Source organism: Flavobacterium saliperosum, from assembly GCF_900100625.1.
GTDB lineage: Bacteria > Bacteroidota > Bacteroidia > Flavobacteriales > Flavobacteriaceae > Flavobacterium > Flavobacterium saliperosum.
Genome location: NZ_FMTY01000002.1, coordinates 402,722 through 417,653, shown reverse-complemented (window position 1 = coordinate 417,653; position 14,932 = coordinate 402,722). Strand labels below are relative to the sequence as shown.

15 protein-coding genes and 1 other RNA gene are annotated in these 14,932 nt (G+C 38.3%); 8 read left to right on the top strand and 8 right to left on the bottom strand.

Annotation, left to right across the window (positions count from 1 at the left end):
• Nucleotides 1-145 precede the first annotated feature (145 nt).
• The 5 genes from BLQ05_RS05335 to BLQ05_RS05315 all read left to right on the top strand — a co-directional run bounded on the left by BLQ05_RS05335 (nt 146) and on the right by BLQ05_RS05315 (nt 3,742).
• Nucleotides 146-1,021, top strand: coding sequence for a hypothetical protein (locus BLQ05_RS05335; protein WP_023576674.1), 876 nt, complete (start codon nt 146-148; stop codon nt 1,019-1,021).
• 134 nt (nt 1,022-1,155) lie between these two features.
• Complete coding sequence (locus BLQ05_RS05330; protein ID WP_023576673.1) at nt 1,156-2,034, top strand: pirin family protein; 879 nt, start codon at nt 1,156-1,158, stop codon at nt 2,032-2,034.
• An 81-nt stretch (nt 2,035-2,115) separates the two neighbouring features.
• Nucleotides 2,116-2,430, top strand: coding sequence for a GNAT family N-acetyltransferase (locus tag BLQ05_RS05325; RefSeq protein WP_023576672.1), 315 nt, complete (start codon nt 2,116-2,118; stop codon nt 2,428-2,430).
• A gap of 29 nt (nt 2,431-2,459) precedes the next feature.
• Nucleotides 2,460-3,347 (top strand): pirin family protein, encoded by an 888-nt coding sequence (locus tag BLQ05_RS05320; RefSeq protein ID WP_023576671.1) that lies wholly within the window; start codon nt 2,460-2,462, stop codon nt 3,345-3,347.
• Nucleotides 3,348-3,349: 2 nt separating this feature from the next.
• Nucleotides 3,350-3,742, top strand: coding sequence for an OsmC family protein (locus tag BLQ05_RS05315; RefSeq protein WP_023576670.1), 393 nt, complete (start codon nt 3,350-3,352; stop codon nt 3,740-3,742).
• 36 nt (nt 3,743-3,778) lie between these two features.
• Here the strand turns inward: BLQ05_RS05315 and BLQ05_RS05310 are convergent, their stop codons facing one another.
• Complete coding sequence (locus tag BLQ05_RS05310) at nt 3,779-5,398, bottom strand: ABC-F family ATP-binding cassette domain-containing protein (protein WP_023576669.1); 1,620 nt, start codon at nt 5,396-5,398, stop codon at nt 3,779-3,781.
• A 157-nt stretch (nt 5,399-5,555) separates the two neighbouring features.
• Between BLQ05_RS05310 and BLQ05_RS05305 the strand changes: the two genes are divergently transcribed.
• Nucleotides 5,556-6,959, top strand: coding sequence for a TlpA family protein disulfide reductase (locus BLQ05_RS05305; RefSeq protein WP_023576668.1), 1,404 nt, complete (start codon nt 5,556-5,558; stop codon nt 6,957-6,959).
• 114 nt (nt 6,960-7,073) lie between these two features.
• Here BLQ05_RS05305 and fsa read toward each other — a convergent pair whose 3' ends face one another.
• The 5 genes from fsa to ffs all read right to left on the bottom strand — a co-directional run bounded on the left by fsa (nt 7,074) and on the right by ffs (nt 10,568).
• Complete coding sequence (gene fsa / locus BLQ05_RS05300; RefSeq protein WP_023576667.1) at nt 7,074-7,730, bottom strand: fructose-6-phosphate aldolase; 657 nt, start codon at nt 7,728-7,730, stop codon at nt 7,074-7,076.
• A 57-nt stretch (nt 7,731-7,787) separates the two neighbouring features.
• Nucleotides 7,788-8,489 (bottom strand): hypothetical protein, encoded by a 702-nt coding sequence (locus BLQ05_RS05295; protein WP_023576666.1) that lies wholly within the window; start codon nt 8,487-8,489, stop codon nt 7,788-7,790.
• Nucleotides 8,490-8,491: 2 nt separating this feature from the next.
• The gene (locus BLQ05_RS05290; protein ID WP_023576665.1) at nt 8,492-9,298 is read right to left on the bottom strand and encodes an SDR family oxidoreductase; all 807 of its coding nucleotides are present in this window, start codon (nt 9,296-9,298) and stop codon (nt 8,492-8,494) included.
• A 78-nt stretch (nt 9,299-9,376) separates the two neighbouring features.
• Complete coding sequence (locus tag BLQ05_RS05285) at nt 9,377-10,375, bottom strand: enolase C-terminal domain-like protein (protein WP_023576664.1); 999 nt, start codon at nt 10,373-10,375, stop codon at nt 9,377-9,379.
• Between the two features lie 95 nt (nt 10,376-10,470).
• Nucleotides 10,471-10,568, bottom strand: an RNA gene (gene ffs, locus BLQ05_RS05280) — signal recognition particle sRNA small type.
• A gap of 88 nt (nt 10,569-10,656) precedes the next feature.
• Here ffs and BLQ05_RS05275 point away from each other — a divergent pair.
• Both BLQ05_RS05275 and BLQ05_RS05270 read left to right on the top strand, forming a co-directional pair.
• Complete coding sequence (locus BLQ05_RS05275) at nt 10,657-11,736, top strand: glutaminyl-peptide cyclotransferase (protein WP_035654614.1); 1,080 nt, start codon at nt 10,657-10,659, stop codon at nt 11,734-11,736.
• Between the two features lie 71 nt (nt 11,737-11,807).
• On the top strand, nt 11,808-12,143 hold the full coding sequence (locus BLQ05_RS05270) for a HopJ type III effector protein (RefSeq protein ID WP_023576662.1): 336 nt from the start codon (nt 11,808-11,810) through the stop codon (nt 12,141-12,143).
• A 77-nt stretch (nt 12,144-12,220) separates the two neighbouring features.
• Here BLQ05_RS05270 and BLQ05_RS05265 read toward each other — a convergent pair whose 3' ends face one another.
• Nucleotides 12,221-12,817: a hypothetical protein gene (locus BLQ05_RS05265; protein WP_023576661.1), complete on the bottom strand. Its 597-nt coding sequence runs from the start codon at nt 12,815-12,817 to the stop codon at nt 12,221-12,223.
• A 145-nt stretch (nt 12,818-12,962) separates the two neighbouring features.
• Complete coding sequence (gene dnaK / locus BLQ05_RS05260) at nt 12,963-14,849, bottom strand: molecular chaperone DnaK (RefSeq protein ID WP_023576660.1); 1,887 nt, start codon at nt 14,847-14,849, stop codon at nt 12,963-12,965.
• Between the last annotated feature and the right edge of the window lie 83 nt (nt 14,850-14,932).

Genomic DNA, 14,932 nt, shown 5'->3' with positions numbered 1-14,932 from the left:
TCCTTTTTATAACCAAATTTGAAACACTTTTATATACCATTAATCGTAAAAACAATCAACATCAACGAAAAATAAGACAAAAAGACACTTTTACAGAAAAATAAAAATATTTTTAACATAATTATTAACAATAAAAAAACTGATTATGAAAAAATTTACTTATTCCAACAGTGGTGTGGCTATTTATTGTTTGTGTATGTTAGTGTTTCTTTTGGCTTCGTGTCAGAAAGAAGATGAAACCAACAGGAATGATGTTTCCGGACCAACTTTTTCTCTATCACGGGCCGGTGACTGCGAATCGGATTGTATTGTGCCTAACGGACCCTATTTTGACAAACAGGATACTAAAACTGTTACTTGGGGTGGTCGTTATAATAACAATAACAGCAAAACGATAGATATTAAATACTACAATACCGAAACACATTTTGTAATCGAGGTGAAAAGCTCCAATGGCTGGAACGATTTGGTTATGGACGGTGTTTCTATTTGGACAGGGGGTCCGGTTGCAGCCAATACCTGGGGCGTATATTCTTATCCGTTGGCAAATGGTTGGCAAGCTTGTGATGTTATTGATTTTGGACTCGCAGTGGCCGGAAATGGTCCTCCAGCCAATTTTGATGTGAATTATGATCTAATCGGACTTTGTCCGGAGGGTTGTGAAACTTCGTTTACCGGTGAAGCGCTATCTTGTGGTACGGCAAGAGAAGCAATCTATACGTTTACTGCCGATACCGATCAGGAGTATATTAAAATTCAGGGTGGATTAACCAACTTCACTGGTGAAGACGCAATAATTTCAGTTTCCGGCGGAAATTTATCGCATTCGCAATCAACTCCCGGTGGAAGTTCCAACAGAATAATAAAGGTAGAAGGAAGTGTTTCGGAATGTGAAACCATAATCATTCATGTTACCTGGAATTCGACTAACAGTGGCGGAATAATTACCGGAGACTGGTCTGTCAAAGACAATAACGGAGCTTTGTTAGCGCCTTCAATATCCGGTTTACAGTGTGATTAATTTGAGTTTAGTTTAAGTATAGTTTGAGAAGCTGTGGGAAACTACAGCTTTTTTAATAGTATTTCTTAATCTAAATTAAGTGCTTCCGACCATTGCATGAACTAACTTTGTGTTACAATTTAAAAGCAAACACAATGGCAACAAAAAATATCGAATTAGTAGCAGCACCAAAAGCACCTCATTTTGTAGGTGACGGTTTCAGGGTACATAACTTTATTCCGAGTGGTTATCATTTGGATATGGAACGTATGAGTCCGTTTATCATGTTGGATTACAACTCCAAATATCATTTTCCACCTTCTGAAATCCCGAAAGGCGTTGGTGTACATCCGCACAGAGGTTTCGAAACCGTAACCATCGCCTACAAAGGAAAAGTAGCGCATCATGACAGTGCCGGTGGTGGAGGAATCATCGGTGAAGGCGACGTACAATGGATGACGGCCGCATCGGGTGTTTTACACAAAGAATATCACGAAGAAGAATTCAGTAAAACCGGCGGCGAATTTCAAATGGTGCAATTATGGGTGAATTTACCGGCCAAGGATAAAATGTCAACTCCGAAATATCAAGCCATAACAAATGCTCAAATGGGCAGATACGAATTAGAAGATAATGCCGGATTTATTGAAGTCATTGCCGGTAATTACAAAAACGTAAAAGGACCGGCTTCAACATTCACTCCTGTTAATATGCAGAATGCCAAATTGAACAAAGGCGGAAAAGCAACCTTTTCATTTCCTGCGAATTACAATACCGCATTATTGGTCATTGAAGGCAGTATCAAAGTAAACGATGCAGAAACCGTACCTACCGACCATTTTGGTTTGTTTGAAAATGCAGGGGAAGATTTTACCATCGAAGCGCTGGAAAACGCAATAGTTCTGGTCTTGAGCGGTGAACCGATTAACGAACCTATTTTTCCACACGGACCTTTCGTAATGAATACACGCGAAGAAATCATTCAGGCCTTTGATGATTTCAATAACGGAAAATTCGGTTATCTGGCAGATTAATCAATTTAAAAGCAACAATCTCTTAAAGGTAGTTGCTTTTTTCTAACCATCTAAAAATCTAACATTCTAAACAATCTGAAAATGAAGCCTGAATATACAGAAATCCCATTGATAAAAAACGAAGAACTGCACCAGTTTGAAATTACCGTAGACGGCCACAAAGCGTTTATCGTTTATAAAGAGCGACCTCACAGCATTACGTTAATCCACACCGAAGTCGAACCCGAATTGGAGGGCAAAGGTGCGGCAACAGCCGTAATCGAAAAGACATTGGTTTATATCGAAGAGAACTATTACAAGCTTATTCCGCTTTGTCCGCTGGTTTTTGCTTATGTAAAAAGACATCCGGAATGGAAACGAATTGTAGATGAAAATTTTAAAGGATTTGAAGAATAAGTTCTTAACTTTATAAGAAAAAACAGCACATGTCAAATGTAGAATTAATCATAGAAGAGCGCGCCGCCGATATCGGAAACTTTATGGTGGGACGCCTGTTACCCTTTCGGGAAAAACGAACCGTTGGTCCTTTTGCATTCATAGACCATATGGGTCCGACTTATTTAGCTGAATTTGAAAACTTTGATGTCGCTCCGCACCCACACATCGGATTGTCCACCCTCACCTATCTGTTTGAAGGCAGCATCATGCACAAAGACAGTTTGGGAACCGAAATGGAAATCAAACCCGGAGCCGTAAACTGGATGACCGCCGGAAAAGGAATCGTACATTCGGAAAGAACACCCCAATATCTCAGAGATCTGGAAAAAATGCTGCACGGATTACAAATTTGGGTGGCCCTTCCGAAAGAACTCGAGGAAATGGAACCGAATTTCACTCATGTGGAAAAAGACGATATTCCGCATTGGGAACAAAACGGACTCTCGTTTAAACTTATCGCCGGTGAAGCGTTCGGCAGAAAATCGGCAGTACCGGTTTACAGTCCGCTTTACCTGATTGAGATAAAAAGCACTTCGGCACAAACAGTAAAAATCGGAGAGGATTTATTTGGTGAAAGCGCTTTGTATATTCTGGAAGGAAACATTAAAAGTGACGGTATCGTTTTTGAATCCAAACAAATCCTTATTGCCAAAGACAGTAAACTCTGCGAATTCGAAATGGGCGAAAACACCACCGTTTATATTTTTGGAGGAGAGCCCTTTCCGGAAGAACGTTATATTTTCTGGAATTTTGTTTCGTCCAGCAAAGAACGAATTGAAAAAGCCAAAACCGATTGGGAAAATCAGACCTTCCCGAAAGTTCCGGGTGAAACCGAATTTGTTCCGTTACCGCCACCTTTGAAAAATTTCAGATAATCATGGAAAAAATAAACGCGCATCTCGGACAGGAAAAATATAAAACCGAAATCAAAACGGCCACCAATACGCTGATTGCAGATGAACCCCTTGAATTGGAAGGACAGGATTTAGGTTTTTCTCCCAAAGAACTTTTGGCTTCCGCATTAGGTTCCTGCACCATAATCACTTTAAAAATGTATGCGAATCATAAAGGGTGGAATTTAACCGATGTGAATATTGAAGTCACTTTCGATTGGAATAATGAAGAAACAAAATCCGTATTTACCCGAAAAATTGAACTGATAGGTGATTTAACCGAAGAACAAAGAGAACGCCTTTTGAAGATTGCCGACAAATGTCCGGTTCACAAAGTACTGATGCATCCGACGGAAGTGGAAACTACATTGATATAAAACAAAAAACCCGCTGTTGAAAGCGGGTTTTTATATTTAAGAATACATCTGTTTTCTCATTTCCTTGATTTTATCATCTTCCAGATACTCATCAAAAGTCATGTATCGGTCGATAACTCCTTTTGGTGTGATTTCCACTACTCTGTTGGCAACGGTTTGTGCAAACTCGTGGTCATGTGTGGTAAACAACACGGAACCTTTAAAGTTTTTCAGCGAGTTGTTGAAAGCCGTAATCGATTCCAAATCCAAGTGATTGGTTGGTTCGTCCAGCATTAACACGTTGGCTCTCATCATCATCATTCGGGATAACATACAACGTACTTTTTCACCTCCGGATAACACTCGGCATGTTTTTAACGCTTCTTCTCCGGAGAAAATCATTTTTCCTAAGAAACCACGAACATATACTTCATCTCTTTCCGGTTCGGTTTTCGCCCATTGACGTAACCAGTCCACCAACGATAAATCGCTTTCAAAGAAACTGTGGTTGTCTGCCGGCAAATAGGATTGTGTTGTCGTGATTCCCCAGTCATACGTACCGGAATCGGCCGTAAGATTTCCGTTTAAGATTTCGTAAAAGGCTGATGTAGCACGGGAATCTTTTGAGAAAACCACGATTTTATCGCCTTTCGCCATATTCAAATCTACGTTCTTGAATAAAAGATCACCATCTTCAGTAGTGGCACTTAAACCTTGCACATTTAAAATCTGATCACCCGCTTCACGCTCGGTATCAAAAATAATGGCAGGATATCTTCGGCTTGACGGCTTGATTTCGTCAAGATTTAATTTTTCAATCATTTTTTTACGGGAAGTAGCTTGTTTTGACTTCGCTACGTTCGCGCTGAAACGACGGATGAATTCTTCCAATTCGGCTTTCTTCTCTTCCGCCTTTTTGTTTTGTTGCGCACGTTGTTTTGCGGCTAACTGGGAAGACTCATACCAGAAGGTATAGTTACCTGAATAATGCGTAATTTTTCCGAAGTCGATATCCGAAACATGCGTACAAACCGCATCCAGGAAGTGACGGTCGTGAGAAACCACCAATACCGTATTTTCATAATTGGCTAAGAAATTTTCCAACCAGGCAATGGTTTCAAAATCCAGGTCGTTCGTAGGCTCATCCATAATCAATACGTCCGGATTTCCGAACAATGCCTGCGCTAAAAGGACACGTACTTTCAGTTTTCCTTCCATCTCACCCATTAACGTATAATGGTAATCGGCAGAAATCCCTAAATTGGAAAGCATGGTTGCAGCATCCGAATCGGCATTCCAACCGTTCATCTCTTCAAATTGTACCTGTAGTTCCCCAATTCTGTCGGCGTTTTTATCATCGTAATCGGCATACAATTCGTCCATTTCCTTTTTAACGGCGAATAGTGTTTTGTTACCCATCATTACGGTTTCCAAAACAGTATGTTCGTCAAACATATTGTGGTTCTGGTTTAAAACCGACATACGTTTGCCCGGCTCAAGAATTACACGTCCTGAAGTAGGATCGATATCTCCGGCTAATATTTTTAAAAAGGTAGATTTTCCAGCACCGTTTGCTCCGATAATTCCGTAGCAGTTCCCTTGCGTAAAGGTTACATTTACTTCGTCGAACAAAATTCGCTTACCAAATTGTACTGATAAATTTGAAACTGTTAACATTGATTTCTTATTTTTTATAAAAGTGTTGCAAAAGTAGAAAAAATAGCGGAGTTTTGAACCCTATTAGGAAGAATGTTCATTTTGGCATTTTAACTGTACATTAACAGCAAGTTACCTCTTACACAACTATATTTGTTTTGAAATAAATTTCGATTAGATGTTTCCCAATTTAAAGAATCTACTATTACCTATTTCATCGATTGTAATTTTAAGTCTGACTTCTTGCAACAAAGAGTTTAAAGACGACAATTACACCGCTTATTTTGGAGGTGAAATACTTAATCCGAACAATCGTTATGTCCTTTTATTAAAGGATAACGAAGTTATTGACTCTGTTTTACTGGACAATAAAAATCGGTTTTTCAAGAAATTCGATTCACTTACACCGGGAATGTATACTTTCAGACACGAACCCGAATACCAATACGTTTATTTTGACAAAAATGACAGTCTGATGCTTCGTTTGAACACCAAAGAATTTGACAACTCGCTGGTGTTTTGCGGACGTGGTGATCAAAAAAACAATTTCCTTATCGAAATGTTCCTCAAAAATGAAGCCGACAGAGGGTATGATGTTTTTGATAAAGATTATAAAAAATTCAGCAGAACCATTGATTCTTCCTATGCTGTAAAAAAATCTTTTTACCTGCGTAGAAAAACCGAAATCGGATGGGATGAACAATTTGATACTTATGCTAAAGCATCATTGGATTTGAATCATTTGGCAAAAAAAGAAATCTATCCGATTGCGCATAAAAGAAGAAGCGGCGAAGACATCTGTAATTCATTGCCCAAAAATTATTATGATTTCAGAAAAAAAATCGATTATAACAATGAGGATTTGACTACGTATGTAGCTTTTGTGCGTTACATGACAGCAATGCTGAACAATATTGCGTACAAAAACTGTAATACTGAAAAAGACTACGAGCAAACGGCCTTGGCTTCGAATATTAAAAAACTGAACATAACCGATACCTTATTTAAAAATCAGAAAATTAAAAATGGGGTACTGAACAACATTGCCTTTATGTATCTTCTTGAAGATCAAAACATGGCAAACAACAAGAAGTTCTTAGACCGTTATTTTCAACTATCAACAGACAAAAGCAAACACAACGAAATCCGAAAAATTTCAAGTGCGGCGCAGCATTTAAAACCCGGGAATAAATTACCATCACAGGAATTCATTAATACATTTGGCGAAAAAGTCGACTTTACGCACATGATTAACGGACAGACCGTTGTTTTCTTCTGGACGATGAGTTCAAAATCACATTTGGAAGCGGTACACAAGAAGGCACACGATTTAAAAGTGAAACATCCCGAATTGAATTTCATTGCAGTCAATATGGATGAATCCAAAGAAGATTGGCTCAAAACATTAGCCAAATACGATTTTAGGGATACTGTAGAACTTCATGCTTCGGATTTACAGAAATTAAAAGACGAATGGGTTATTACCAAATTGCATCGTGTGATTCTTCTGAATGCGGATGGTACAATCAAAAACGCCTTTGTCAGTCTTTTTGACGCTCAGTTTGAAGAACAATTGAAGTAGTAGATACCAGAATGCAGAAACGTACTGCTATAAAAACAAAAAAGGATTCAATAATTGAATCCTTTTTTTATACTGTAAAATATAATCCGCTTCCTGCCTTTTGCTGTCTGCTAACTATTTATTTCCTTTTTCGTAATCGGCAATAAACTGTGCGATACCGATATCCGTTAACGGGTGTTTCAACAATCCTAAGATGGATGATAATGGTCCGGTCATAACATCAGCGCCAATTTTAGCACAATTAACAACGTGCATCGTGTGACGAACAGAAGCCGCTAAAATCTGAGTTTCGAAAGCATAGTTGTCATATATCTGACGGATTTCGTCGATTAGGTTTAAACCGTCTGTGGAAACATCGTCCAAACGACCTAAAAACGGAGAAACATAAGTTGCACCCGCTTTTGCAGCCAAAATAGCCTGACCCGCAGAAAACACCAAAGTTACGTTAGTTCTGATTCCTCTGTCGGAAAAATACTTACATGCTTTGATTCCTTCTTTGGTCATCGGTAATTTCACAACAATTTGCTCGTGCAATTCAGCCAACTCCTCGCCTTCTTTGATCATGCCTTCCAAATCCATGGCATTCACTTCGGCACTTACATCGCCATCCACAATGTTACAGATGTCTACGTAATGTTTTAAAATATTGTTTTTTCCGGTAATTCCTTCTTTTGCCATTAACGACGGGTTGGTTGTAACACCGTCCAATACGCCTAATTCCTGTGCTTCTTTAATTTGCTCTAAATTGGCTGTGTCAATAAAAAATTTCATCTTGATATATTTAAAATAGTTGTGTACTCCTTTTTTGAATCGGTTGCAAAATTACAACTAAAATTTAATTCTGGCTCCAATTGACAAATCAATTCTTGAAAGACTCTCTTTCATATTGTCATCCAATTTAACATCATCACGATAATTATTGGGTCCTTCAATTTTCACGGAACTCAAAGTCCCCAACAGAAGTCCCACTCTTGGTCCTAGAGAAAAACCATCCGAAATTCTTAAATAATAGCTTCCGGAAGTGTAAACGCCAAACGACGCCCCTTTAATCTTGTAATCCTGGAGATAAACCGCTTTATCTTTGTAACCGATATACCCTAAGCCAACATCAAAACTGAACTCGTCTCTGGAAGCTGTTGGTTTACTATACATATAAGAAATTCCGTAAAAAGATATTGTAACGTTATCTGAAAACTCCCCATAGCCTTGTTGCCCGTTGGGTGCCGTTACATACGCATCATCAATAACCGATTTTTTGTTGAAGGCATTGTACTTGAATCCAATAAAGGAATTTTTATTATCAAACAGTCTGAAATACAAGCTAACATCATAACTGAATCCCGATTTCTGACTCTGGGAATGTTTTCGCTCCAAATCATTTTCACCGGCAGTTTCGCCTATCCGTCCACCATAGCCGCCTGAAATGTCAAAAAACACATTTCGTTTCTTATTGGTTTTCTCATCCGCACTTTCCTGTGCATAATTTAATGTTGAAAATAAAAGGAAAAACAGAAAAATATATTTTTTCATGATTAGTTTAATTTATAATGATTCATTAACAATTTCTCGTACATTTTGTCCGGAAGCATGCGTTTTAAAACAATCGAGAACTTCTGCATAAAAGCGCCCACCTTATAATGCACGTTAGGGTTTGGAGTTTGAATAATCGCATAAATCGCTAAAGCCATATCGTTTGGATTGCTTCCGCTGTCTACATGTTCGTCCATGGTTTTTAACGTGTTTCCGTATGGGATTTCATAGGCCGAACCTTTTACCAACGGCGCATGATAACGTCCGGCGGCAATATTTGTAGCAAAATCACCCGGAGCTACATTGGTAATGTGAATTCCGAACGATTTCGTTTCCATTCGCAAGGCTTCCGTAATCAGTTCCAACGCCCCTTTTGAAGCCGAATACACGCTGCGGTAAGGCAATCCCATATAACCAGCAATTGATGTAACATTGATGATTAAGCCTGATTTTTGAGTACGCATTTGCGGTAAAACGGCTTTCATCACTTCAATGGGTCCGAAAAGATTTGTCTCGAAATTGTTTTTGATTTCTTCGGCCGGAATTTCTTCCAACGGACCGGTAATTCCAACACCGGCATTGTTAATCACAATATCCAACCGTCCTGATTTTGCAATCACTTCGGCTACAGCATTTTTGATACTCTCGGTATTTCTGACATCCAAAGCGACCAATGGAAAAACTGAATTTTCAACACGTTCCGGGTTTCGACTCGTTCCGTAAACAGTAAAACCTTTCTGATGCAGGAATTCACCAACCGATTTCCCGATTCCTGACGAACCACCCGTAATTAAAACAACATTTGACATTATTAGACTTCTTAGATTTTTAGACTTCTTAGATTATTGGGAATAATGTGCGAAAGTACGCATTTTTAGAAGTTCCGTCTATAAAATTTTGATTCCTAATCCCGGTTTTTCAGAAAGGAGAATTTTCCCCAATTCAATCTTTGAACCAGATGCCATATCGTTGGCAATTAAATTAGCACCGTCCAAATCGGCAAAATCTGCTAAAGAAGCTATTGCTGCTCCCGCGGAAATCCCAACGGTGGATTCGGTCATACAGCCAATCATGATTTTAAAACTTAAGTCTTTAGCATTCTTTATCAATTCCAAAGCGGGTGTCAATCCGCCACATTTTACCAATTTGATATTGATGCTTCGGTAATGCGGTTGTAATGTTTTCAAATCGCTATTTTCCTGACAATCTTCATCCGCCATCCAATTAGGATATTTGTCGGATTGTAATGATTTAAAATTGTCTTCACCAGGTTTCATCGGTTGCTCAACATAAGTAAACCCTTTTGCCATTTCAAAGTTTTCCAGCCAATGACAATCTTCAGCAGTATAACTGCCGTTAGCATCCAAAGCCACTGATTTTCCTGTTTGCAATAGCTGCTGAATTTCGTTTTCATCAAAATGATTGCACTTCACTTTGAATTTATTCCAGGACGATTTTGCTATTTTATCCAATTGAACTTCGATTGGAGCAACACTTATCGTTATGGAAGATTCGGGAATGGTATTTATTTCGACAGTGTTCAATTCGGAAAAGCTTCTGTTTTCCAGTTTCCCGAACAAATCCCAATAGGCACAATCCAATGCCGATCGAAGAAAACTTGGTAATCCCAATGCAATCAGGAAATTATAAAAATCGGTTGGATGATTGATTGGTTGGTTTTCAATTTTATCTTTTAGCTGATGTAGTGTTTTATCAAAATCAGACAAACTGATGTGGTAATAATCGATGCCCGTACACTCGCCATAACCGGAACAATCGTGATTGCTTAACTTTACTATTAATGCTTCTCTGAAAGAGTAATCACCATAGGATATCGAGAACGTTTCTTTAAGTTGGAGTCGGACAATTTGCCAGGATAGCTTCATGGAATGAATTTGTATGCCCTAAAAATAAAAAAATCTCCGCAAGGGAGATAGTATAAATTGAAAAAGATTGCTTCGTTTCCTCGCAATGAGAAAAAAATGGCAAGCGACCTACATCGCACCGCTACAACCACATACCTTTGCTGCGTTCCCACCCTGGAGGAGTCTGCAGGAGCTGGTCGTGTAGGACTTGCCGTTGCAAATATACAACCTTTTTATTTTTTTGCAAGGCAATTGAAGATATAAAAATAACATTGTATATTGCTTCTATCAATTTTAAAACAATGAAAACACATAATCTATTAACATTCATTTTGTTAGGAACTGCGCTTGTTTCGTGTAATGACGATAAAAAAGGTGCGGAAAATTTATTTTCTATTGATTCCACCGGTTTAAAAGAACAATATCAGCCACAGGAGACGCTTTCTTTAGCCTTGAAAAATCCGGAAAACAAAACTATTGACTCCATTATTTATTATATCAACGATAAAAAAGTTGGTGCTGTAAAAGGCAACACTAAGCTGGATTTTGCTTTTGCAGAACAAAAATTAGGCTACCAAAACATCAAAGCCTTGGTTTACTTTGAAGGAGAGAACAGCGAAACGACTACACGAGTGGAATTGGTATCTGATATTCAGCCGAAATTGTTAAAATATACCATTGTAAACACCTATCCTCACGATTTGAAAGCCTATACGCAAGGATTGGAATTCTATCGCGACACCTTAATTGAAAGTACCGGAAACGGCGCTGGAAACGGAACCGGTTTGCGCGGCATCTCTTCCCTTCGAAAAACCGATTACAAAACAGGTAAAGTGCATAAAATAGTTGAACTGCCTCAAAATGTTTTTGGTGAAGGATGTACAATTCTGAATAATAAAGTATACCAGATTACGTATCAGAACGGGGAAGCCTACGTATACAATGCCGATACCTTTAAAAAAGAAAAAACATTCCCTTATTTCAAGACCAATATGGAAGGCTGGGGTATGACGAATGACGGCAAAAATTTACTGATGTCCGACGGAACTGAAAAAATATGGTTTGTAAACCCGGCCGATTTTAAAGAGGTTGATTATATTAATGTGTATACGGCAAGTTCTAAAATTAAGGCCGTAAACGAAATGGAATGGATAGACGGAAAAATTTACGCCAACATTTACACGATGGATGCCATTGCTGTTATCAACCCTAAAAATGGTGCTGTCGAAGCGGTTATTAACCTATCCGATTTAAAAGCGAAAGTAACGCAGCACCCCGATATCGACGTATTAAACGGAATCGCTTACAATCCTAAAACCAAAACCATTTTTGTGACCGGAAAAAACTGGGACAAGATGTTTGAGATTAAGATAACGGAGTAGAAAACAGTGAGCAGTATTCTGAGTTCCGTATATTTAGTAATCATTATTTGTAAAAATAGTTAAATACTATGATGAATCTAATAGACAAAATTCAAAATCAACCCGAAAAGATTTTGTTTCCGGAAGTCATTGAGTATATTGACTCAAATTATAACTTTACGCCTACGCGCTTCACAAACGGAAATACGGTAAACGAAGCCAACCAAAATAACGGTTCCTGCAAGATATTTTACTTTGCCAAAATAAAGGAATTATCACCCGAGCAAACTTTACATTTATTTGGTGATTTTTACAGGATTGATGTTTTGGAAAATCCCAATGGAACCGATCATCAGAACATCCGCAACTTTATGAAATCCGGGTGGAACGGCATCGTTTTTAACGGAGTCGTTTTAGATTTGAAATAAAGCTATTACCTATAAAAAACGCCTCAATACCATTGGTTTTGAGGCGTTTTTATTTAAATTATGTTCAACTAAGAAAATTATTTCTTTTTCTTTTTTGCCGGTGCTCCGGCTGCAATGTATTTTTTGGTAACCGGGTCGTAGGTTTGCTTGCTTTCCTGTGATTTGTTTTTCAAAAGAATGTCTCCGTTTGGCAATAATTTAAACTCCGATCCTTCTCTTCTGTTTCTTTCCTGAGTTTCGGAAGCATTTTTAAGTTTGTCCAAAAACACTTTTTCAACTATGTGTGTGGTGGTTTGCGTATTTGCAATCACCTGAGTTTTTGTCGGTACTTCCCAAATTTCAGAAACGACACTGGTAGCGTCTTCTGCTTTTAAATCTGTTTTTGTGGTTCCTTTTTCAGTCCACGAAATATAGTATAAAGGTGTTTCTTTGGCTTTGAAACCCGTGATTTTACATTCGGACAACTTTCTTTTAGAATCAATCGGGCGCGTAAAAAGGACTTCTTTCTTCCCTCCTTCATCTACATACAAATGAAATTCGTTTTTTACGATTTCCGCCGAAAGATTATCGGTTTTGGTTAAAACAGTACCGGCTTTTGAAGTGCTTTTCTTTTTTTGGCTGTAGCCAATGCTCGTGCATAATGCGAGTGTTATTAGCAAAATTATTTTTTTCATAAATTTTTATACGTTTCTTGGATTGAAAAATACAAAAATATTCCTGATAAAAACAATTCTTCAATTATTTAACAATTATATGAATTAATGTAAAATAAAAAACCATCCGACAATGCGGATGGTTTTATCTATTATTCGAAAAGGATTATTTTACTTCTTCAAAATCTACATCCTGAGTAGTATCTCCTGAAGCGTCTGCTTGTGGCTGTGCTTCGTGAGTTTGTCCTTCTGCCTGTGCTTTGTACATTTCTTCGGAAGCATTTTTCCACGCTTCGTTGATTGCATCTAAAGCCGGTTGAATTGTTGCGATATCTTTAGTTTCGTATGCCGCTTTCAATCCGTCTAAAGCACCTTGAATGTTTGCTTTGTTTCCTTCAGATAATTTATCTCCGAACTCTGTCAGTTGTTTTTCCGTTTGGAAAATCATTCCGTCAGCTTCGTTTAATTTATCCACTTTTTCTTTCGCTAATTTGTCTGCTTCCGCATTCATTTCAGCTTCTTTTTTCATTTTCTCGATTTCTTCCGGAGTCAATCCTGAAGACGCTTCGATACGGATATCATGAGATTTTCCAGTTCCTTTATCTACCGCTGTTACATGGATAATACCATTCGCATCGATATCAAAAATAACTTCAATCTGAGGTACTCCTCTTGGTGCAGGTGGAATTCCGTCTAAATGGAAACGACCGATGGTTTTATTGTCAGCCGCCATGGTACGCTCACCTTGAATTACGTGAATTTCCACTGATGGCTGATTATCTCCTGCTGTAGAGAAAACCTGAGATTTTTTAGTTGGAATAGTAGTATTCGACTCGATTAATTTAGTCATTACACCTCCCATAGTTTCGATACCTAATGAAAGTGGCGTAACGTCTAATAACAATACATCTTTCACATCTCCAGTTAATACACCACCTTGGATAGCAGCTCCAATCGCAACTACTTCATCCGGATTAACTCCTTTTGATGGTTTTTTTCCGAAGAATTTCTCAACTTGCTCCTGAATAACCGGAATACGAGTTGAACCTCCTACTAAGATTACTTCGTCGATATCCGATGTAGATAAACCTGCATCTTTTAACGCTTTAACAACCGGTTCCATAGAACGTTTGATCAAAGAATCAGCCAATTGTTCGAATTTTGCACGAGTTAATGTCTGTACTAAGTGTTTTGGTCCTGTAGCCGTAGCTGTAACGTATGGTAAGTTGATTTCTGTTTGAGCAGAAGATGATAATTCAATTTTAGCTTTTTCAGCAGCTTCTTTCAAACGCTGTAATGCCATTGGGTCTTTACGTAAATCAAGCCCTTCAGCAGCATTGAAATCGTTAGCTAACCAATCGATAATTACCTGGTCAAAGTCGTCACCACCTAAGTGAGTATCTCCGTTTGTTGACAATACTTCGAAAACACCATCTCCTAATTCAAGGATAGAAATATCGAAGGTACCTCCACCTAAATCGTATACTGCAATTTTGTGATCGTGACCTAATTTATCCAAACCGTAGGCTAATGCAGCAGCGGTTGGTTCATTGATGATACGACGTACTTTTAAACCTGCAATTTCTCCAGCCTCTTTTGTAGCCTGACGTTGTGCATCGTTAAAGTAAGCCGGAACGGTAATAACCGCTTCTGTTACTGTTGTACCTAAATAATCTTCAGCCGTTTTCTTCATTTTCTGTAATACCATAGCTGACAATTCCTGTGGCGTGTAAAGTCTTCCGTCGATATCAACACGTGGTGTGTCGTTATCACCTTTAACAACTTTGTAAGCTACAGTTGATGCTTCTTTAGCGCTTTCTGAATATTTGTTACCCATGAAACGTTTGATAGAAGCAATAGTTTTTGTTGGATTCGTTACTGCTTGTCTTTTCGCAGGATCACCCACTTTAATTTCGCCACCATCCACAAATGCAATTACAGACGGTGTTGTTCTTTTTCCTTCGGCATTAGCAATTACAACCGGTTCCCCACCTTCCATTACGGATACGCAAGAGTTTGTTGTTCCTAAGTCGATTCCAATAATCTTACTCATTTTTATAATAGTTTAATTTTAATTCAAAAGTTTAAAACTCGAGTTGCAAAATGACAATGATTGTGCCAACAGTCATATAAATT